Source organism: Pseudomonas sp. KH_046_2, from assembly GCF_057838985.1.
This window is the reverse complement of the sequence record NZ_CM174480.1, coordinates 1,125,346-1,144,930: the sequence shown is the minus strand read 5'-3', so window position 1 is coordinate 1,144,930 and position 19,585 is coordinate 1,125,346. Positions and strand designations below refer to the sequence as shown.

The window sequence follows — 19,585 nt, the reverse complement described above, 5'->3', positions numbered from 1 at the left end:
GACCTAACTATCCAACCTGAGCACTGCAAGGAAGGCTTCCTGTGGAATTTCCACGTTGCCGACCTGCTTCATGCGTTTCTTACCGGCCTTTTGCTTCTCCAGCAGTTTCTTCTTACGGCTGACGTCACCACCGTAGCATTTGGCCAATACGTTCTTTCTGAGCGCCTTGACGGTTGTCCGCGCTACAATCTGCCCGCCAATGGCGGCCTGGATTGCCACGTCGAACATCTGCCGCGGAATCAGTTCTTTCATCTTCTCGGTCAACTGGCGACCTTTGTAGTGCGAGTTGTCACGGTGCACGATCAGCGCCAGGGCATCGACCTTGTCACCGTTGATCAGCACGTCCAGTTTCACCAGACTGGCCGATTGATAACGATCGAAATGGTAGTCCAGCGAAGCATAGCCGCGACTGGTGGACTTCAGACGGTCGAAGAAGTCCAGCACCACTTCGTTCATCGGCAGGTCGTAGGTCACCTGTACCTGGGAGCCGAGGAACAGCATGTCAACCTGCACACCACGTTTTTCGATGCACAGGGTAATGACGTTGCCCAGGTGCTCTTGCGGCACAAGAATATTGGCGCGCACGATCGGCTCGCGCATGTCTTCGATGGAAGACAGGTCCGGCAACTTCGACGGGTTATCGACGTAGATCGTCTCGCCGGTCTTGAGCAGCAGCTCGAAAATTACCGTCGGCGCCGTGGTGATCAGGTCCAGGTTGTACTCGCGCTCCAGGCGCTCCTGGATGATTTCCATGTGCAGCATGCCGAGGAACCCGCAACGGAAACCGAAGCCCAGGGCATCGGAACTTTCCGGCGTGTACTGCAGGGACGAGTCATTGAGCGTGAGCTTTTGCAGGGCTTCGCGGAAATCTTCGAAGTCGTCGGAGCTGACCGGGAACAGACCGGCGTAAACCTGCGGCTGAATACGTTTGAAGCCTGGCAGTACATCAACGTCCGGCGTCGAGCTCAAGGTCAGGGTGTCGCCCACTGGCGCACCGTGAATGTCCTTGATGCTGGCGATGATGAAGCCCACTTCACCGGCCTTGAGGTCAGCGGTAGGGGTGTGCTTCGGGTTGAATACACCGACGCTGTCTACCAGGTGGATCTTGCCGGTGGACTTGACCAGGATCTTGTCGCCCTTCTTCACACGACCGTGGCGCACGCGTACCAAGGAAACAACGCCCAGGTAGTTGTCGAACCAGGAGTCGATGATCAACGCTTGCAGCGGATCTTCGTAGTTGCCGGTCGGTGCAGGAATGGTGGCGACCAGGCGCTCGAGCACTTCATCGACGCCCAGGCCGGTCTTGGCAGAGCAAGTGACCGCGTCGGTGGCATCGATGCCGATGATTTTTTCGATTTCTTCTTTAACACGGTCCGGATCGGCCTGTGGCAGGTCGATCTTGTTCAGCACCGGCATCACTTCCAGGCCCTGCTCGATGGCCGTGTAGCAGTTGGCAACCGACTGTGCCTCGACGCCTTGACCGGCATCGACCACCAACAGCGCGCCTTCACAGGCAGCCAGAGAACGGCTCACCTCATAGGTGAAGTCAACGTGGCCGGGGGTATCAATGAAGTTCAGTTGGTAGTTGATACCGTCGCGAGCCTTGTAATACAAGGTGACGCTGTGCGCCTTGATGGTGATCCCGCGTTCACGCTCGAGGTCCATGGAGTCCAGGACCTGGGCTTCCATTTCGCGCTCGGCGAGGCCGCCACACATCTGGATGAAGCGATCGGCCAGCGTCGACTTGCCATGGTCAATGTGGGCGATGATGGAGAAATTGCGGATATGACTCAAATCACTCACGGATCAACACTCAAAAAGGCTGCAGGCATAGCCCGCCGAAAAATAGCCGGGAATTGTACCTGATCCACGGCGCAAGCGTCACGTTCGCAGGTCAGACGGTGCCTACAAAAACGCCCCGGTCTTGCGACAAGGGCGTTTTTTTAATGTCAAAGCGGTCGGAAAATGCCCGCCATCAGCCAGCTCGACGCAACAGCCAGAGCCCCGCCACGGCACAAATACCCGCCGGCACCAGCACCGAAAGCAACGGCGGGAAGCCGAACACCTGGCTCGACGGCCCCAGCAAATCCTGAACGATGCGGAAGGTGAAGCCCACCAGCACGCCGGTGAACACCCGCTGACCCAGGGTCACCGAACGCAGCGGACCAAAGATGAAGGAGATCGCCATCAACACCAGGGCGGCAGTCACCAGCGGCTGCAACACCTTGACCCAAAATGCCAGCCAGTAGCGGCCATTGTTCAGCCCCTGATCCGCCAGATAGTGGATGTAACCCCACAGGCCACTGATCGAAAGCGACTCCGGCACCATGACCACGGTGCTCAGCAACTGCGGACTCAACGCAACGTCCCAGCGCTCTTGCGGGGTCGAAACCACTTCGGTGCTGCGCTCGTGGAACAGCGTGGTCGTGACATCCGACAACTGCCAGTGATCATTTTCGAAGTCGGCACGCTTGGCGAAGCTCGCCGACAGCATGTGCCGTTCTTTGTCGAAGCGATAACGGGTCACGCCATACAGGATGCCGTTGGGTTGTACCGAGTTGACGTGAATGAACTCATCGCCCTGGCGGTGCCACAAGCCGTGCCTGGCGCTTTGTGCTTCACCGCTGCCCTGGGCCAGCGAGCGATTGGCCTGCGCTGTGGTTTCAGCGGGCGGAGCGACGTATTCGCCGATCAGCACGCCGGCCAGCATCAATACCAGCATCGGCTTCATGACCGCCCAGACGATCCGGCCGATCGACACACCGGCGGCGCGCATGATGGTCAGCTCACTGTTGCTGGCCAGGCTGCCCAGACCGATCAGGCAGCCGATCAGCGCAGCCATCGGCAGCATTTCGTACATCCGGCGTGGAGCGGTCAACACCACATAACTCAGCACATCGACCAGGGTGTAGGTATCGCTGACTTCACCCATCTCGTCGATGAAGGCAAACAGCGTCGCCAGACCAAGAATGATCCCGAGCACCGCCAGAATCGCCATGAACACACTGCTACCAATGTAGCGATCCAGCTTAACCACGGGCCACCTCCAGCGCGCTGCGGCGACTCGCCCTCTTCAAGCGCAGGGGTTCCCAATAGAGCAAGCCCAGGCCGATGGCCAGGAAAATCCCGTGCACCCACCACAATCCAAACACCGCGGGGATCTTGCCTTTGTCGAGGGCACCGCGAGCGGCAATCAGAATGGTCAGGTAAGCCATATAAAGAAGAATCGCCGGCAGTAATTTGAGGAATCGGCCCTGGCGCGGGTTGACCCGCGACAGCGGCACCGCCATCAGGGTCACGATGAACACCAGCAACGGCAGAGACATGCGCCATTGCAGCTCGGCGCGCATGCGAATGTCGTCACTGCCGATCAACGTACTGGTCGGCATCGCGTCACGGTCGGTGACTTCGTCGCTGACGTCCGGTTTTGGCAGCAATACGCCGTACTCGTCGTACTTGATTGCCCGGTAGTCGGCCTGCCCCGGACTACCGTCATAGCGATAGCCGTTATCAAGGATCAGGTAGCGGTTGCCGTCAGGGCGAATTTCCTGGCGCCCCTTTTCCGCCACCAGCACGGAAATCCCGCGATCCTTGTTATTGGAACTGATGTTTTTCTGCGAGATGAACACACCACCCAGATTCACTCGGTCATCAGACATGCTCTCGGTGTAGGTGACCCGGGTGCCGTCGCGCAAAGCCTGGAAGCGCCCCGGCTCCAGGGTATCGAACTCGGTCAGGGCATCCTGTTTGTTCAACAGCAACTGAAACTGATTGGCCCCCTGTGGCGCCAGGCTCAGGCTCAACCACGCCACCAGGAGCGCAACCAGGGTGGCCGGGAACAGCGTCATGCAAAACAGCCGCTGCTGGCTCATGCCGGTGGCCGAGAGCACGGTCATTTCGCTTTCGAGGTACAGGCGCCCGTAGGACAACAGGATCCCGAGAAACAGCCCCAGCGGCAGGATCAGCTGGAGAAACCCTGGCAGGCGAAAGCCCATGATCAGGAACAGCGAACCCGGATCCAGCAGGCCCGAGGCCGCCTGGGCGAGGTACTTGATGAAGCGACCGCTCATGATGATGACCAGCAGCACGGCACTGACGGCGCTCAAGGTCAACAGGACTTCGCGGGATAGATAACGGAAGACGATCAAACCAGACACTCCAGGGTTGTCAGGCTAAGGCGGCCAAACAAGCAAACGTATCGGACAGCCCGCAAGGCAGAGCCGCCGAAAAAAGATGGCGCATTATCCTGTGATTGGGTGCGCCTGTCACTGCGCAATGCATGGAAGCGCCTGTAGGAGCGAGCTCGCTCGCGATGGTCGTCAACGATAACGCGCAAAGCCTGAAAACCCACGTTGGTCTCAGGTTCTTCGCGAGCAAGCTCGCTCCTACAGTGACCGACAAAACCGTGAAGATCGTACAACCGAGGGTTGTCAGCCGCCGGTAGCGAGGTTCAAACTGCGGCCTTTGTCGCCGGTCGATCCTGGCGCCTTTCTGTTTATAAGCAATCGACGCACATAAGGTGTCGGGCGCATGCGTGATAACCATCAATTCAGGGACCCGGACATGGAACTGGTTGTAAAAAGCGTCAACCCCGAAACGTTGAAGACCGCCACTCTCGTGGTCTCCGTCGGCGAAGGCCGCAAGCTCGGCGCTGTTGCCAGACAACTCGACGAACTGAGCGGCGGCGTGATCAGCGCAGTGCTCAAGCGCGGCGACCTGGCCGGCAAGGTTGGCCAGAGCCTGTTGCTGCACAGCCTGCCCAACCTCAAGGCCGAGCGCGTGCTGCTGGTGGGCGTTGGCAAGGACGACGAGCTGGGTGACCGCCCGTTCCGCAAGATCATCGCCGGTATCGTCAATACCCTGAAAGGCCTGGGCGGCAGCGATGCGGTGCTGGCCCTGGATGAAGTGGTCGTCAAAGGCCGCGACAGCTATGGCAAGACCCGCCTGCTGGCCGAAACCCTGGTGGACGGCGAGTACAGCTTCGACCAGTTCAAGAGCCAGAAAGCCGAACCCCGCGCGCTGAAGAAAATCACCCTGCTGACCATCAAGGCTGCCCAGGCTGAAGTGCAACGCGCCGTGACCCACGCCACCGCCATCGCCAACGGCATGGCTTTCACCCGCAACCTGGGCAACCTGCCGCCGAACATCTGCCACCCGACTTTCCTCGGCGAACAGGCGAAAGACCTGGGCAAGGAATTCAAGGACCTGAAAGTCGAAGTCCTCGACGAGAAGAAGATCAAGGCCCTGGGCATGGGTTCGTTCTACGCCGTCGGCCAGGGCAGCGCCCAGCCTCCGCGCCTGATCGTCATGCAGTACAACGGCGGCAAGAAATCCGAGAAGCCGTACGCGCTGGTCGGCAAGGGCATCACCTTCGACACCGGCGGCATCAGCCTCAAGCCGGGCGCCGGCATGGATGAAATGAAGTACGACATGGGCGGCGCCGCCAGCGTGTTCGGTACCCTGCGTGCCGTGCTCGAACTGAAGCTGCCGATCAACCTGGTGTGCATCCTGGCCTGCGCCGAGAACATGCCGAGCGGCAACGCTTCGCGTCCGGGCGACATCGTCACCACCATGAGTGGCCAGACCGTGGAAATCCTCAACACCGACGCCGAAGGCCGTCTGGTGCTGTGCGACGCCCTGACCTACTCCGAGCGCTTCAAGCCGCAAGCGGTCATCGACATCGCCACCCTGACCGGCGCCTGCGTGGTTGCCTTGGGTTCCCACACGTCGGGCCTGCTGGGCAACAACGACGAACTGATCAGCCAACTGCTGAGCGCCGGCAAGGCTGCCGACGACCGCGCCTGGCAACTGCCGCTGTTCGATGAGTACCAGGAACAGCTGGACAGCCCGTTCGCCGACATCGCCAACATTGGCGGCCCGAAAGCCGGCACCATCACCGCGGCCTGCTTCCTGTCGCGTTTCACCAAGAACCTGAACTGGGCGCACCTGGACATCGCCGGCACAGCCTGGACCAGCGGCGGCAAGGACAAGGGCGCCACTGGCCGTCCGGTTCCCCTGCTGACCCAGTACCTGCTGGACCGCGCCAAAGCCTGAAACCGTTGATGGGCGGCGGCGTCACTTCCCGGTGACGCCGCTTGCCGCTCTGGAACCGCAATGACCAAAGTCGACTTCTATATCCTGCCCAGCGCCGATCCTTCGGCACGCCTGGACTTTGCCTGCAAGCTCACCGAGAAAGCCTGGCGCATGGGCCACCGCATCTACCTGCATTGCAGCGACGCGGCCCAGCGTGACGATCTCGATGCGCGGCTGTGGGCGTTCAAGGGCGAAAGCTTCGTGCCCCACGGCCCTGCCGACAGCGAGCCCGACGGCTTGATTGTCTTGGGGTTGGGCGATGACTGCGGTCAGCATCAGGATTTGCTGGTCAATCTCGACCTGAAAGTCCCGGCCTTCGCCAACAAGTTCGCCCGGGTGGCGGAAGTGGTGGTGGAGGATCCGACGATCAGAGCGGCCGCGCGGGAGAGTTTCCGTTTCTACCGCGAACAGGGCTATTCTCTGCAAGATCACCGTTTACAGCGACTCTGAGCCTTCCAATGGACACTCCAAAACCGCTGCAACAGTCCGCGCACCTGCTGGACGACCTTGAGTCGATCCGCCAATTGCTCGGCGATGACAACCTGCAACCGCCCCTGCTGACCGACACGGTCGAGGAAGGTGACCAGGAACAGATTCCCATGTTGTTCGACGCCGTGAGCGAGCCTTCGCCAACCGTCGTACCGGCACCCCCTGCCCCCACCGTTGAACCCGTCACCACGGCGACGCCGGCGCTTGCCGCCAGCAAGAACCCGGATGACCTGCTGCACCTGGACAGCGAATTGCGCGCCGCCGCGCAGTTGATCATGCAAGACGTGATCGACGATTTCGCCCCGCACATCGAGACCGAAATCAAACGCCGCCTCAGTGCACGGCTGGAGCGGTTGTTGAGCCAGTACAACGACTGAATGGATGTGGGCTAGCTGTGGCGAGGGGGCTTGTCGGACCGCCGCACCGCCCCGTTCGGCTGCGAAGCAGTCGCAAATTCAGACAATCTGGTGCAATTGAAAAAAGCAGGGGGTCGCTTCGCAACCCAACGGGGGCAAGCCCCCTCGCCACAAAAAGCTCCCTCGCCACGAGTTCTCTGATCAGGCGCTCAAGTAACGCCCGATCAACGCGATCCCGCTGACCAGCACCAACCACGTCACCAGACGCACGAACGCCTCGCGGGACAAGCGCATGGTCAACCGCCGACCGAACCACAGCCCCAGCGCCATCGCCGGCAACAGACAAACCGCCAGCACCAACAGCGGCAAATCGGCATACACACCGGCGATTGCAAACAGGCTCAAACGCACCACCGTACTGCAACTGATCAGCGCACTCTGGGTGGCCCGCGCCGCCTCCTTAGGCAACCGGCTGTTCAAATAGATCGCATAGAGAAAGCCGCCGCTGCCAAACAATGCGCCAAACATTCCGCCCACTGTCCCCATCGGCAGCGCCCACGCGGCGGACAACTGCGTCGGACGGACCTTTATCCACAGGCTGTAAATGGCATAGGCGCTGATAAACAGCCCCATCAGCAGCAGCAACAGATCGGATTTCAGGTTCAGCAGGAAAATCACACCGAGGGTGCAGCCCACCGCCATGCATGGCAGCAAGCGCAGCAGTTCCGGTTTGGCCACATCGCGCCGCGAGGGCAACAGATTGCCGAACGCCGCGACAAAATCGAGCAGCACAAGCAGCGGGACGATTTTCGACAACGGCATGAACAGAATCAGAATCGGCCCTGCCACCAGCGCGGTGCCGAAACCGGCGATGCCGAACACGATGTAGGCCAGGGCGATGCCTGCACCGATCACCAGCCAGTCAAGCGGGCCGAAGGGCCATTGGTTTAACAGCTCAAACACACTCACTCTCCAATCTTCCTTGAATACCGCTGGCGACTTTACCTCCTACAAGGGAATTGTGCTGACACATGGAGATTGACCACCGAATGCCTTTAAACTGCGCCCCATGATTAAAGATCCCTTTGCAAGACTCGGCCTGGACCGCGAAGTCCTGACCGTCAGCCAGCTCAACGGCCGCGCGCGGGTGTTGCTCGAAGACGTGTTCAGCAACATCTGGGTCGAAGGCGAAATCTCCAACCTCGCCCGCCCGGCGTCCGGCCACGTGTATTTCACTCTCAAGGACAGCGGCGCCCAGGTGCGTTGCGCGCTGTTCCGGCAGAACGCGGCACGGGTTCGCCAGGCCTTGAAGGACGGGCTCGCGGTCAAGGTGCGCGGCAAAGTCTCGCTGTTCGAAGGGCGCGGTGATTATCAGCTGATCCTCGACACCGTGGAGCCGGCCGGCGACGGTGCCTTGCGCCTGGCCTTCGATGCACTCAAGGAAAAGCTCAGCGCCGAAGGCCTGTTCAGTGCCGAGCGCAAGGTCCCGCTGCCGGCGCATCCGCAACGCATCGGCATCATCAGTTCGCCTACCGGGGCGGTGATCCGCGACATCATCAGCGTATTCCGTCGCCGTGCGCCGCAAATACAACTGACGCTGATCCCCACGGCCGTGCAGGGCCGCGAAGCCACCGCGCAAATTGTCCGCGCCTTGAAGCTCGCGGATGCGCGTGGCTTCGATGCGTTGATCCTGGCCCGTGGTGGTGGCTCGCTGGAAGACCTCTGGTGCTTCAACGAAGAAGCGGTTGCCCGCGCCGTTGATGCCTGCGTGACACCGATCGTCAGCGCCGTTGGCCATGAAACCGACGTGTCGATCAGTGATTTCGTCGCCGACGTTCGCGCCCCGACGCCCTCCGCCGCCGCCGAACTGCTGGCACCCGATTCAAGCGACCTGGTGCGCCGGGTCGAAAGCCTGCACCGCCGACTGGTCATGCGCATGCGCGACCGTTTGATGCGCGACCGGCTGCGCCTGGAAGGCATCTCCCGACGCCTGCGCCATCCCGGCGAACGTTTACGCCAGCAAGCGCAACGACTGGATGACCTGGACATGCGCATGCGCCGCGCGTTCGAGCGCAGCCTCAATACCCGCCGCGAACGCTTGATCCGCCTGGAAACCCGTTTGGCCGCACAACATCCGGGCCGGCAACTGGCAATGCTGCGCCAGCGCCTCGACAGCCTGGCCGAACGCCTGCCGCGGGCGATCCGCGAAGGGCTGAAGAACCGTCGCCTGCAATTGCACAGCCAGATGCAGACACTGCATGTGGTCAGCCCGCTGGCGACCCTCGGCCGTGGTTACAGCATTTTGCTGGACGAGCGCGGCAACGCCATTCGCAACGCCGCGCAAACCCATACCGGCCAGCGCCTCAAGGCCAAACTGGGCGAAGGCGAACTGCAAGTGCGGGTCGAAGACAATCACCTGACGCCCGTCACCCTTTCTTTACTGGATTGATCCATGCCGCGTTTCTTTGCTCCGTTGCTGTTGCTGCTCCTGACCTTCAACGCCCACGCCGACAGCTACATCACCCGCCAGTTGAACAAACCGGTGCCGGGCGGCGTGGCGGTGGTGGATCTGGGCACGTCCGCCCAGGCACCAAAAGCCTCTTATCAAGGCAAACCGGTGCTGGTGGTCAAGGAGCAGAACAACTGGCTGGCCATTGTCGGCGTACCGCTGACGGTCAAGCCGGGGACTCAATCGATCAGCAGTGGCGGTCGAAATCTGAGTTTTACGGTTGGCAACAAGCAATACCCGGAACAGCGCATCACCCTGAAGAACACTCAACAGGTCAATCCTGACCCGGAAAATCTCAAGCGTATCGAGCGTGAGCTGGCCGAGCAGATTACCGCTTACCGAACGTTCAGCCCCAACACCCCGAGCAACCTGCTGCTGGACAAACCGGTGAACGGGCCGCTGTCGAGCAAGTTTGGCGTGCGCCGTTTCTTCAACGGTGAAGAGCGCAATCCCCACTCAGGTCTGGATTTCGCCGTGCCGGCCGGCACACCGATCAAGACCCCGGCTGCCGGCAAGGTGATCCTGATCGGCAACTACTTCTTCAATGGCAACACGGTGTTCGTCGACCATGGCCAGGGCTTTATCAGCATGTTCTGCCACATGTCGAAAATTGATGTGAAGGTTGGCCAGCAACTCGCCCGGGGCGGCGTAGTTGGCAAGGTTGGCGCGACTGGCCGCGCGACCGGACCGCACATGCACTGGAACATCAGCCTGAACGATGCTCGGGTCGATCCGGCTATCTTCATTGGTGCGTTTCAGCCCTGAATCTTCGCCGAGGCTGATGGCCTCTTCGCGGGCAAGCCCGCTCCCACAGGTACAGCGCAATCCCTGTGGGAGCGGGCTTGCCCGCGAAGACGGCATTCCAGTCACCAGAAGAATCCAGGGTTATCCCCAACCTTGCCCCCCCTGAAATCGCGCCTTCTCCAATTGCGCACCACTCAAACCTCGCGCAACCAACAAGATGATCGCAACCATTTGAAGCAATAAAATCTCGATAAATACTCGCTCACGAGTATTCCTCTCAATTTTTTTCGACCGCTTGCCATCCTTCACCCCCGCGGTTAGGGTTGAAGGCATGAAAACCTCTCACACCCTCATTCAGCTCCGCCAGCACAGCAGCCTGTGCCTCGTCAGCGCACGACTGCCGGGCTGAATCGTGGTGCCTCGTCCCAAGCGTTACTCCAAGAACTTTTGATCCACCGGCAGGCCGCCTTTTTTCGGCCAACACAATAAGGATTTCCTGATGAGCATGCTCAAAGACCCGTCTTCGAAATACCGCGCGTTCCCGACCATCGACATTCCGGACCGCACCTGGCCATCGAAAACCATCACCGCCGCGCCGATCTGGTGCAGTTCCGACCTGCGTGACGGCAACCAGTCGCTGATCGAACCGATGGATGCCGTCAAGAAGCTGCGCTTCTGGAAAACCCTGGTGCAGGTCGGCGTGAAGGAAATCGAAGCGTCGTTCCCGGCCGCCTCGCAAACCGACTTCGACTTCGTTCGCACCCTTATCGAAGGCAACCACATCCCGGACGACACCACCATCCAGGTGCTGACCCAGGGCCGTGAAGACCTGATCGAGCGCACCTTCGAATCCCTGCGCGGCGCGAAGAAAGCCATCGTTCACCTGTACAACGCGACCTCCCCTTCCTTCCGCCGCATTGTCTTCAACCAGGACAAGGACGGGGTCAAGGCCATCGCCGTGAACGCCGCCAAGCTGTTCGTCAAATACGCGGCCATGCAGCCTGACACCGAGTGGACCTTCGAATACTCGCCGGAAACCTTCAGCGCCACCGAAATGGAGTTCGCCAAGGAAGTCTGCGACGCGGTGATCGAGGTCTGGAACCCGACGCCCGAGCACAAGATGATCCTCAACCTGCCGGCCACGGTGGAATGCGCGACGCCGAACATCTATGCCGACCAGATCGAATGGTTCGGCCGTCACATCAACCGTCGTGACAGCGTGATCATCAGCCTGCACACCCACAACGACCGTGGCACCGGCGTTGCCGCCACCGAACTGGGCCTGATGGCCGGCGCCGACCGTGTCGAAGGCTGCCTGTTCGGCAACGGCGAGCGTACCGGTAACGTCGACCTGGTGACTGTGGCCCTGAACCTCTACACCCAGGGCGTGAACCCTGAGCTGGACTTCTCCGACATCGACGGCGTGCGCAAAGTCGTCGAAGAGTGCAACCAGATCCAGGTGCACCCACGTCACCCGTACGTCGGCGACCTGGTGCATACCGCGTTCTCCGGCTCGCACCAGGATGCGATCCGCAAGGGCTTTGCCCAACAGAAACCGGACGAATTGTGGGAAGTACCGTACCTGCCGATCGACCCGGCCGACATCGGCCGCAGCTACGAGGCGGTCATCCGCGTCAACAGCCAGTCGGGCAAGGGCGGTATCGCCTACCTCCTGGAACAGGAATACGGCATCAGCCTGCCGCGTCGCATGCAGATCGAGTTCAGCCAGGTCGTGCAGCGTGAAACCGACCGTCTGGGCCTGGAAATGACTGCCCAGCAAATCCACGCGCTGCTGTACAGCGAGTACTTGCAGGCCAACACCCCGTACGCGCTGGTCAGCCATCGTCTGCAGGAAGAAAACGGTCACAGCGCCGTTGAAGTGGAAGTGGCCAGCCAAGGTCAGGGCGAGACCAACCTGCACTGGCGCGGCAAGGGCAACGGTGCCCTCGAAGCCCTGGTGGCCGGCCTGCCGGTACCGGTGGAAATCATGGACTACAACGAGCACGCCATCGGCGCGGGTACCAATGCCAAGGCTGCGGCCTACATTGAACTGCGAGTGAACGGCGATCGCGCGGTGCATGGCGTCGGCATCGACGAAAACATCACCACCGCCAGCTTCAAGGCACTGTTCAGCGCGCTGAACCGCTCGCTGAGCCAGCCGGAAGCGAAAGCTGCCTAAGCGTCGCTGAAATGCAAAAAGGCCTCAAGGTGCGAACCTTGGGGCCTTTTTTTGCCTGCTTGTTTTGTGTTGTCTGGACCGGCCTCTTCGCGGGCAAGCCCGCTCCCACAGGGTATGTGGGCGTACACAAAACTTGTGTTCGCAACGGTCAACTGTGGGAGCGGGCTTGCCCGCGAAGAGGCCCTGTCAGGCGCCGAAAATACTAGGTGAACTCGAAGGTATCAGCATCAAGATTCGCCGGAAACCGCGTGCGATACGCCGCCAGCTCTGCCGCGTCCAGCACCACCTTGAACACCCCGTCAGCCTCCCCCGCACTGAGCAGCGTTTCGCCCTGGAAATCCAGGACCTGGCTGTCGCCGGTATAGGCAAAGCCCTTGCCGTCTGTACCGATTCGATTCACCGCCGCCACATAGCACAGGTTCTCGATCGCCCGCGCCGGCAACAGACGATTCCAGTGCTGACGACGTGCACCCGGCCAATTGGCGGTGTACAGCAGCAGGTCAGTGTCCTGAGCGTCGCGGCTCCACACCGGGAAGCGCAGGTCGTAGCAAATCAGCGGTCGCACTCGCCAGCCCTTGAGCTCGAACTGCACCTGGCGCTCGCCGGGGGTGTAGTGGTTGTGCTCACCGGCCATGCGGAACAAGTGACGCTTGTCGTAATGCAACACCTCGCCATCCGGGCGCGCCCACAGCAGGCGATTGCGATGGCTGCCGTCGGCGGCCTGGACGATGACGCTACCGGTGATCACAGCATCGAGCCTCAAAGCCTGAGCCCGCAGCCATTTGCTGGTGGGGCCGTTTTCCGCTTCGGCGAGGGTCTCGGATTCCATGGAGAACCCGGTGGTGAACATCTCCGGCAAAATGATCAGGTCGGCACCGCGAGCCTGTTCCAGCAACGGCTCGAAATGTTCGAGGTTGGCTTGGCGGTCGTGCCAGGCCAGGGAAGTCTGGATCAGCGCAACGGTCAGTTTCGGCAATGCACTCAGATCACGCATAGTTTTTCCGCTGCTTCAAGCAGGGTCTCCTCACGCTTGGCAAAGCACAGCCGCACCAGGCGCTGGCCGACCGGTGGCGTCTGGTAGAACACCGAGATCGGGATACTGGCCACGCCATGCTCACGCGTCATCCACAGGGCCATCTCGACGTCATTGAGGTCCGGGCGGATCTGCGAGTAATCGACCAACTGGAAATAGGTACCGGTCACTCGGGTGAAGCTGAAACGCGACGGTGCCAGCAGATCGCAGAACAAATCGCGCTTGGCCTGATAGAAGGCCGGCAGCTCTTCAACGTGTTCAGGGTGCTCGGCCATGAAATCGGCCAAGGCATATTGCAGCGGGGTCACGCCACAGAAACTCACGTATTGGTGCACCTTGCGCAACTCCGCCGTGAGGGCCGGCGGCGCGACCACGTAGCCGGTTTTCCAGCCGGTGACGTGGTAGGTCTTGCCGAACGAGCTGACCACGAAGGCACGCTGATACAGCTCTTCATGATTCAGCACGCTGACGTGAGGCACACCGTCATACACCAGGTGCTCGTAGACTTCGTCACTGATCACATAGATATCGCGATCACGGATCAACGCTGCCAACTGATCGAGTTCGGCACGACTGATCAATGCGCCACTGGGGTTGTGCGGGGAGTTGAGAATGATCATCCGCGTACGCGGGCTCAGTGCCTGGGCAAGCTTCTCGAAGTCGATACTGAAGTCGTTCAGGCCCAGTTGCACATGCACGCAACGACCGCCGGCCAGCTCCACCGATGGTTCGTAACTGTCGTACGCCGGGTCAAACACGATGACTTCGTCACCACTGTGGATAACCGCCTGAATGGCGCAGAAAATCGCTTCGGTCGCGCCTGGGGTGACCGTCACTTCGCTATCGACATCCACCTGCACGCCATAACTACGGGCAATCTTTGCCGCAATCTGCTGACGCAACACCGGCAGCCCGGTCATTGGCGAATACTGGTTGTGGCCGCTGGCGATATGCCGGCCGACTGCATCGCACAGGGCCTGCGGGGCAGCGAAATCGGGGAAGCCCTGGGACAGATTGAGCGCGCCGGTCTGAGCCGCGAGCTGAGACATCTGAGTGAAGATAGTGATGCCGACATTCGGCAGCTTGCTGGTGATCATCGGTGGTTCCCTGCTCTACACCCGGCTCTACGGCGGCGCGGGGGAGTCCGAGGATAGCCCAAACGGCAGGCATGAAAAAGGGCGCCATTGGCTAATGCCGATCAGTTAAGCCTTCTCGCTTGACCTTTGGCCGCAAGAAATCAAAATCCGATGCCTGTACTGGCATCGGATTTTTTTATGCGTCTCGCTCGGGCACTGGAACTGACCCACAACATCGCCTCTACCCCCAACGCCATCGAGGGATTGGATGCCTTGCTCGATCCTTCTTTGGTCGAACAGGCGCTTGAACAAGCCGGTGTGGCAACGCTGCGCAAGCGTCGTTTGCCGCTGGAAATGATGCTCTGGTGCGTGATCTCCATGGCGTTCTTCCGGCGCATGTCGGCCTGGGATGTGGTCAGTCGCATGAACATCATGTTGCCGGGCCAGCGCCCGTTGGTGGCCCCCAGCGCCGTAGTCCAGGCCCGTCAGAGATTGGGCAGCGAAGCTGTACGACAAGTCTTCGATTTGACCCAGAAAAGTTGGCATGAGGCGGCCAATCATCCGACTTGGGCCGGTCTGCGTTTGTTGGGCGTCGATGGCGTTGTCTGGCGCACGCCCGACACGCCGGAAAATCGGGCGCGCTATGACTCCGCCAGCAACCAGCACGGCGACACCGGTTTTCCTCAGGTGCGCATGGTCTGCCAAATGGAGTTGACCAGCCATTTGCTGATTGGAAGTGCGTTTGACGGCTACCGCAGCAACGAAATGAAACTGGCCGAGCAACTGATCGAAACCACCCCCGATCACTCGCTGACGCTGTTTGATCGTGGTTTTTACTCGTTAGGTTTACTGCATCAGTGGCAGCAGGCAGGCGTCGAACGCCACTGGCTGATGCCGCTGAAAAAAGGCTCGCAGTACGAGGTGATCCAGCGTTTGGGGCGCCAGGATGCGATTGTTTCGCTGAGCACTTCGCCGCAGGCCCGCAAGCAATGGCCTGGGTTGCCGGAGCGGCTGACCGCGCGACTGCTGAGCAAAACCGTGAAGGGCAAGGTGTGTCAGATTCTGACCTCAATGGCTGACCCGCTGCGTTTTCCTTCCGACGAGATCGTTGATCTGTACAGCCAGCGCTGGGAAATCGAATTAGGCTTTCGGGAAATGAAGCAGACGCTGCTCAACAGCAGTTATACGCTGCGCAGCAAGACACCCGAGATGATCGAGCAAGAGTTGTGGGGCGTGTTGTTGGGCTACAACTTGTTGCGCTATCAGATGGTGGAAATGAGTCGCCACTGTCCTGGCATTTACCCGTGCGAAATGAGCTTTACCGCGTGTACCTGGGCGATTCTCGGGTTTATCAACAGCGTCTCGGCCGACCGTTCCGGGAACATCCCCAAGTATTTGGCCGAGCTTCATGCTTCAGCGCCGCACTACGTGCTGCCGCATCGACGTGAGGAGCGCGTTTATCCTCGGGCGATTCGGCTGAAATCACCGAAGTATCCGATCAAAAATAAAAATGCCAGTCAGCTTAACTGACTGGCATTAGCGCCATTGGCGCCCTTTCCATCCCACGGGAAAATCTTCAATCAGCGCTTGTCGCGGCGCTTCTTGTCGGCCTTCTTGTGGTGCGACATCAAACGACGCTTCTTGTTGACCTGACGGTCGGTGAGCGTGTTCTTGTTGCCTTCGTACGGGTTCTCGCCACCTTTGAACTCGATGCGGATCGGCGTACCGACCAGCTTCAGCACACGGCGGTAAGTGTTTTCCAGGTAACGCACGTAGGACTTCGGTACCTTCTCGATCTGGTTACCGTGTATCACGATGATCGGCGGGTTCGCGCCACCGAGGTGGGCATAACGCAGCTTGATCCGGCGGCTGTTGACCATCGGCGGCTGGTGCTCGCTGACCGCGTCTTCGAGGATCTGGGTCAGACGGCTGGTCGGCCAGCGGGTAACCGCGGACTTGAACGAGTTCTGTACCGAGGCGTAGAGGTTGCCCACGCCGGTGCCGTGCAGTGCCGAGATAAAGTGAATATCGGCAAACTCGACGAAGAACAGACGACGCTGCAACTCGATCTTGACGAAGTCGCGCTCGCTCGGCGTCATGCCGTCCCACTTGTTGATCGCGATGACCAATGCACGACCGGCCTCGAGGGCAAAGCCCAACAGGTTGAGGTCGTGGTCCACCACGCCTTCGCGGGCATCCATCACGAAGATCACCACGTTGGCGTCTTTGATCGCTTGCAGGGTTTTGACCACGGAGAACTTTTCGACTTCTTCGTGGATCTTGCCGCGCTTGCGCACACCGGCGGTGTCGATCAGCGTGTACTTCTCGTCGTTGCGCTCGAACGGGATGTAGATACTGTCGCGGGTGGTGCCGGGTTGGTCGTAGACGATTACCCGGTCTTCGCCGAGCATGCGGTTGACCAGCGTCGACTTGCCGACGTTCGGACGGCCGATGATCGCGATCTTGATCCCGTCTTTTTCGCTTGGGCCAGGAATGCGCTTGGCTTCCTCGCCTTCGGCGACGTCTTCTTCCTCGCCCTCTTCCAGCTCGTCGTCGTCTTTCGGGAAGTCACTCAGGGCGATTTCCAGCATCTGGGTGATGCCACGACCGTGAGCACCGGCGATCGGAATCGCATGGCCCATGCCCAACGGAGCGAATTCGGCGCGGGCCATTTCAGGGTCGATGTTGTCGACCTTGTTGGCAACCACGTAGGAACGCTTGTTACGTTTGCGCAAATGCTCGGCGATCATCTGGTCGGCGGCGGTGAAACCGGCCTTGGCATCTACCAGGAACAGAACGACATCTGCTTCTTCGATGGCCAGCAGCGACTGCTCGGCCATCTTTTCGTCCATACCGTGCTCGTCACCGGAGATACCGCCGGTGTCGATCAGAATGTAGGAACGCCCTTGCCACTTGGCCTCACCGTACTGGCGATCACGGGTCAGACCGGACAAGTCGCCGACGATGGCGTCACGAGTCCTGGTCAGGCGGTTGAACAAGGTGGACTTGCCGACGTTCGGTCGGCCCACCAGGGCGATTACGGGAACCATGCGGCTCTCCACTTCGTTATTTCAGAAAATACAAAAGCCGCTGCGAGGCAGCGGCTGGTGCTCGGGGCAACACTGCGCGCTTGTCTGTGGGAGCGAGCCTGCTCGCGAAAAACGCCAGGACACCGCGTTTATTCAGGACGCAAACGTAATCGTTGACGTCCATCGCGAGCAGTCGAGCGTCGACCGGCTGCTCCCACATTCATACCCACAAGTGAAGCAGCCTGGGGTGGTTAACCCCAAGCATAGTTCTTACTTGATGGTCAGGGCTTCCAGTTTGCCGCTGTTGCCATACACATAAATCGTGTCACCCACCACCAGCGGACGGGCACGCAGGCCGTCGCTGTCGATGCGCTCGCGGCCGACGAAACGACCGTCCACCTGACTCAGCAGGTGCAGGTAACCTTCCAGGTCACCGATTGCAACGTAGCTGGAGAACACTTCCGGGGCCGACAGTTGACGGCGGGCCAGCGAGTCGTTGCTCCACAAGGCTGTGGTGGAACGCTCGTCGACGCCTTCAACGGTGCCCGAAGACAGGCTCACGTAAACGGTACCGAAACCCTGGGCGACACCTGCATAGCTGGAAGCATCACGCTGCCAGAGCTGACGGCCGCTTTGCAGATCCAGAGCGGCAACGCGCCCCTGATAGCTGGCGACATACAGCGTCTCGCCCGACAGCAGCAAGCCACCGTCGATATCGACCACGCGCTCCAGCTCCGAACGACCTTGCGGGATCGCTACGCGCTGTTCCCACACCGGTACGCCGTTGGAGATGTCCACGGCAACCACTTTACCGGTCGACAGGCCAGCCACCGCGAGGCGATTGGTCACGATCGGCGCACTGGTACCACGCAGGGTCAGTACCGCGGGCGTGCTGTCATAGATCCAGCGACGGTTACCGGTGGAGGCATCCAGGCCGATCAGACGATCGTCCTGAGTCTGAACCACCACAACGTCACCGTTGTTGGCTGGCGGTGCCAGTACTTCGCTGGACACGCGAGCGCGCCACTTTTCTTCACCGTTGATCGCGTCCAGGGCAACGATTTCACCCTTGATCGTACCGATGGTGACCAGACCGTAACCAACACCAACGGCGCCGGAAACAGGCAACTCAAGGTCTTTCTTCCATTTGACGTCGCCGGTGTTGCGGTCCATCGCCATCAACACGCCAGTGACGTCGGCGGCATAGATGGTATCGCCATCAATGGCCGGAACCAGCATGTTGTAGGTTTCGCCCTGACCGTCACCGATCGAACGACTCCACTGCTTGTGCAGAACCACTTCTTCTTTGAAGTCGGTCAACTCGGCCGGAGGCAGTTCTTTTTTGCTGTTGCTGCTGCAACCCGCGGCCAACAAGGCCAGAGCCAGCAATGCTGCATGTTTCCAACGAATCACGTCATGCATCCCCTTTGGCCAGGTCGTCCAGCTTGATTTGCAGGCCACCGACCGCCGCTTCATCCGACAGTGCCGCCTTGGCTTTTTGATACGCCGCGCTTGCCTCGTCGGTACGACCCAGCTGCACCAGCAGGTCGCCCTTGAGTTCTTCGCGAGTGGCCAGGAATGCCTTGTCGGCATCGCCTTCGAGAAGCTTCAGTGCTTCGTCGGCCTTGTTCTGCGCGCCGAGTACCTGAGCCAGACGCTGACGGGCGATTTCGCCCAGCGCCGGGTTGGCCGGTTTGGCGACAATGGCTTTGAGCTCGCTGGCTGCGTCGTCCAGCTTGCCGCTGTCGACCGCTACCTTGGCCACGAACAGGCTGCCGTACTGCGCGTAGGCGCTGCCGCCGAACTCGCTGTTGAGCTTGCCGGCCAGGTCCGAAACACGGGCCGCATCAGGCTTGCCGTCAGGCGTCAGCGTGGTTTCGAGCAATTGCTGATAGAGAATCGAGGCGCCTTGCGACTGATTGCTCTGATATTTCTGGAACGCCTGCCAGCCGAACACGATGACCAGCGCCAACAGGCCGCCAGTTACCAGGGGCTTGCCGTTGCGTGACCACCACTCCTTGAAATCCGCCAGATGTTCGTCTTCGGTACTCGACACCCCAATACTCCTTAATCGCTA

Annotated in this window: 16 protein-coding genes; 7 read left to right on the top strand and 9 right to left on the bottom strand. The window is 60.3% G+C overall.

Features of this window, described 5'->3' with window-relative positions; translation table 11 throughout:
* Positions 1–3: 3 nt before the first annotated feature.
* The 3 genes from lepA to lptF form a co-directional block, all read right to left on the bottom strand.
* Entirely contained in the window at positions 4–1,803 is a 1,800-nt protein-coding gene (lepA, locus tag AC3IX1_RS05170; RefSeq protein ID WP_223458623.1) for a translation elongation factor 4, read from the bottom strand.
* 172 nt (positions 1,804–1,975) lie between these two features.
* A complete protein-coding gene (gene lptG, locus AC3IX1_RS05165) occupies positions 1,976–3,037 on the bottom strand; it encodes an LPS export ABC transporter permease LptG (protein ID WP_489387379.1) in 1,062 nt (353 codons plus the stop codon).
* Positions 3,030–4,148 (bottom strand): LPS export ABC transporter permease LptF, encoded by a 1,119-nt coding sequence (lptF, locus tag AC3IX1_RS05160; RefSeq protein ID WP_489387378.1) that lies wholly within the window; start codon positions 4,146–4,148, stop codon positions 3,030–3,032. The genes lptG and lptF overlap by 8 nt, the downstream gene beginning before the upstream one ends.
* Before the next feature lie 415 nt (positions 4,149–4,563).
* On the opposite strand from lptF, the gene AC3IX1_RS05155 reads away from it, so the two are divergent.
* From AC3IX1_RS05155 to AC3IX1_RS05145, 3 genes are read left to right on the top strand one after another with little or no spacing between them, the layout of a single operon-like run.
* Positions 4,564–6,054 (top strand): leucyl aminopeptidase, encoded by a 1,491-nt coding sequence (locus AC3IX1_RS05155; RefSeq protein WP_489388689.1) that lies wholly within the window; start codon positions 4,564–4,566, stop codon positions 6,052–6,054.
* A gap of 60 nt (positions 6,055–6,114) precedes the next feature.
* Complete coding sequence (locus AC3IX1_RS05150) at positions 6,115–6,543, top strand: DNA polymerase III subunit chi (RefSeq protein WP_489387377.1); 429 nt, start codon at positions 6,115–6,117, stop codon at positions 6,541–6,543.
* Between the two features lie 8 nt (positions 6,544–6,551).
* Positions 6,552–6,959: a DNA polymerase III subunit chi gene (locus AC3IX1_RS05145; protein WP_489387376.1), complete on the top strand. Its 408-nt coding sequence runs from the start codon at positions 6,552–6,554 to the stop codon at positions 6,957–6,959.
* A gap of 180 nt (positions 6,960–7,139) precedes the next feature.
* Here the strand turns inward: AC3IX1_RS05145 and AC3IX1_RS05140 are convergent, their stop codons facing one another.
* Complete coding sequence (locus tag AC3IX1_RS05140; RefSeq protein WP_489387375.1) at positions 7,140–7,907, bottom strand: sulfite exporter TauE/SafE family protein; 768 nt, start codon at positions 7,905–7,907, stop codon at positions 7,140–7,142.
* Positions 7,908–8,007: 100 nt separating this feature from the next.
* Here AC3IX1_RS05140 and xseA point away from each other — a divergent pair, with 100 nt between their 5' ends.
* The 3 genes from xseA to leuA all read left to right on the top strand — a co-directional run bounded on the left by xseA (position 8,008) and on the right by leuA (position 12,370).
* Positions 8,008–9,387 carry an exodeoxyribonuclease VII large subunit gene (xseA, locus tag AC3IX1_RS05135; RefSeq protein ID WP_056721244.1) on the top strand — a complete coding sequence of 460 codons (1,380 nt, stop codon included), beginning with the start codon at positions 8,008–8,010 and terminating at the stop codon, positions 9,385–9,387.
* Positions 9,388–9,390: 3 nt separating this feature from the next.
* Positions 9,391–10,212, top strand: coding sequence for a peptidoglycan DD-metalloendopeptidase family protein (locus AC3IX1_RS05130; RefSeq protein ID WP_489387374.1), 822 nt, complete (start codon positions 9,391–9,393; stop codon positions 10,210–10,212).
* Positions 10,213–10,690: 478 nt separating this feature from the next.
* The gene (leuA, locus tag AC3IX1_RS05125) at positions 10,691–12,370 is read left to right on the top strand and encodes a 2-isopropylmalate synthase (protein ID WP_489387373.1); all 1,680 of its coding nucleotides are present in this window, start codon (positions 10,691–10,693) and stop codon (positions 12,368–12,370) included.
* Between the two features lie 202 nt (positions 12,371–12,572).
* On the opposite strand, the gene AC3IX1_RS05120 is transcribed toward leuA, so the two are convergent.
* Positions 12,573–13,364, bottom strand: coding sequence for an amidohydrolase (locus tag AC3IX1_RS05120; protein WP_223458608.1), 792 nt, complete (start codon positions 13,362–13,364; stop codon positions 12,573–12,575).
* The gene (locus AC3IX1_RS05115; protein ID WP_489387372.1) at positions 13,352–14,500 is read right to left on the bottom strand and encodes a pyridoxal phosphate-dependent aminotransferase; all 1,149 of its coding nucleotides are present in this window, start codon (positions 14,498–14,500) and stop codon (positions 13,352–13,354) included. The genes AC3IX1_RS05120 and AC3IX1_RS05115 overlap by 13 nt, the downstream gene beginning before the upstream one ends.
* 177 nt (positions 14,501–14,677) lie before the next feature.
* On the opposite strand from AC3IX1_RS05115, the gene AC3IX1_RS05110 reads away from it, so the two are divergent.
* Positions 14,678–16,009, top strand: coding sequence for an IS4 family transposase (locus tag AC3IX1_RS05110; RefSeq protein ID WP_489385477.1), 1,332 nt, complete (start codon positions 14,678–14,680; stop codon positions 16,007–16,009).
* A gap of 50 nt (positions 16,010–16,059) precedes the next feature.
* On the opposite strand, the gene der is transcribed toward AC3IX1_RS05110, so the two are convergent.
* The 3 genes from der to AC3IX1_RS05095 all read right to left on the bottom strand — a co-directional run bounded on the left by der (position 16,060) and on the right by AC3IX1_RS05095 (position 19,564).
* On the bottom strand, positions 16,060–17,529 hold the full coding sequence (gene der / locus AC3IX1_RS05105) for a ribosome biogenesis GTPase Der (RefSeq protein ID WP_046040936.1): 1,470 nt from the start codon (positions 17,527–17,529) through the stop codon (positions 16,060–16,062).
* 249 nt (positions 17,530–17,778) lie between these two features.
* A complete protein-coding gene (gene bamB, locus AC3IX1_RS05100) occupies positions 17,779–18,930 on the bottom strand; it encodes an outer membrane protein assembly factor BamB (RefSeq protein ID WP_489387371.1) in 1,152 nt (383 codons plus the stop codon).
* A complete protein-coding gene (locus tag AC3IX1_RS05095; RefSeq protein ID WP_489387370.1) occupies positions 18,923–19,564 on the bottom strand; it encodes a tetratricopeptide repeat protein in 642 nt (213 codons plus the stop codon). The genes bamB and AC3IX1_RS05095 overlap by 8 nt, the downstream gene beginning before the upstream one ends.
* Positions 19,565–19,585: the final 21 nt, after the last annotated feature.

Coding starts and splice junctions, on each gene's coding strand:
- AC3IX1_RS05155 (WP_489388689.1), top strand. CDS start 4,564: ATGGAACTGGTTGTAAAAAGCGTCAACCCCGAAACGTTGAAGACCGCC.
- AC3IX1_RS05150 (WP_489387377.1), top strand. CDS start 6,115: ATGACCAAAGTCGACTTCTATATCCTGCCCAGCGCCGATCCTTCGGCA.
- AC3IX1_RS05145 (WP_489387376.1), top strand. CDS start 6,552: ATGGACACTCCAAAACCGCTGCAACAGTCCGCGCACCTGCTGGACGAC.
- xseA (WP_056721244.1), top strand. CDS start 8,008: ATGATTAAAGATCCCTTTGCAAGACTCGGCCTGGACCGCGAAGTCCTG.
- AC3IX1_RS05130 (WP_489387374.1), top strand. CDS start 9,391: ATGCCGCGTTTCTTTGCTCCGTTGCTGTTGCTGCTCCTGACCTTCAAC.
- leuA (WP_489387373.1), top strand. CDS start 10,691: ATGAGCATGCTCAAAGACCCGTCTTCGAAATACCGCGCGTTCCCGACC.
- AC3IX1_RS05120 (WP_223458608.1), bottom strand. CDS start 13,364: ATGCGTGATCTGAGTGCATTGCCGAAACTGACCGTTGCGCTGATCCAG.
- AC3IX1_RS05115 (WP_489387372.1), bottom strand. CDS start 14,500: ATGATCACCAGCAAGCTGCCGAATGTCGGCATCACTATCTTCACTCAG.
- AC3IX1_RS05110 (WP_489385477.1), top strand. CDS start 14,678: ATGCGTCTCGCTCGGGCACTGGAACTGACCCACAACATCGCCTCTACC.
- der (WP_046040936.1), bottom strand. CDS start 17,529: ATGGTTCCCGTAATCGCCCTGGTGGGCCGACCGAACGTCGGCAAGTCC.
- bamB (WP_489387371.1), bottom strand. CDS start 18,930: ATGCATGACGTGATTCGTTGGAAACATGCAGCATTGCTGGCTCTGGCC.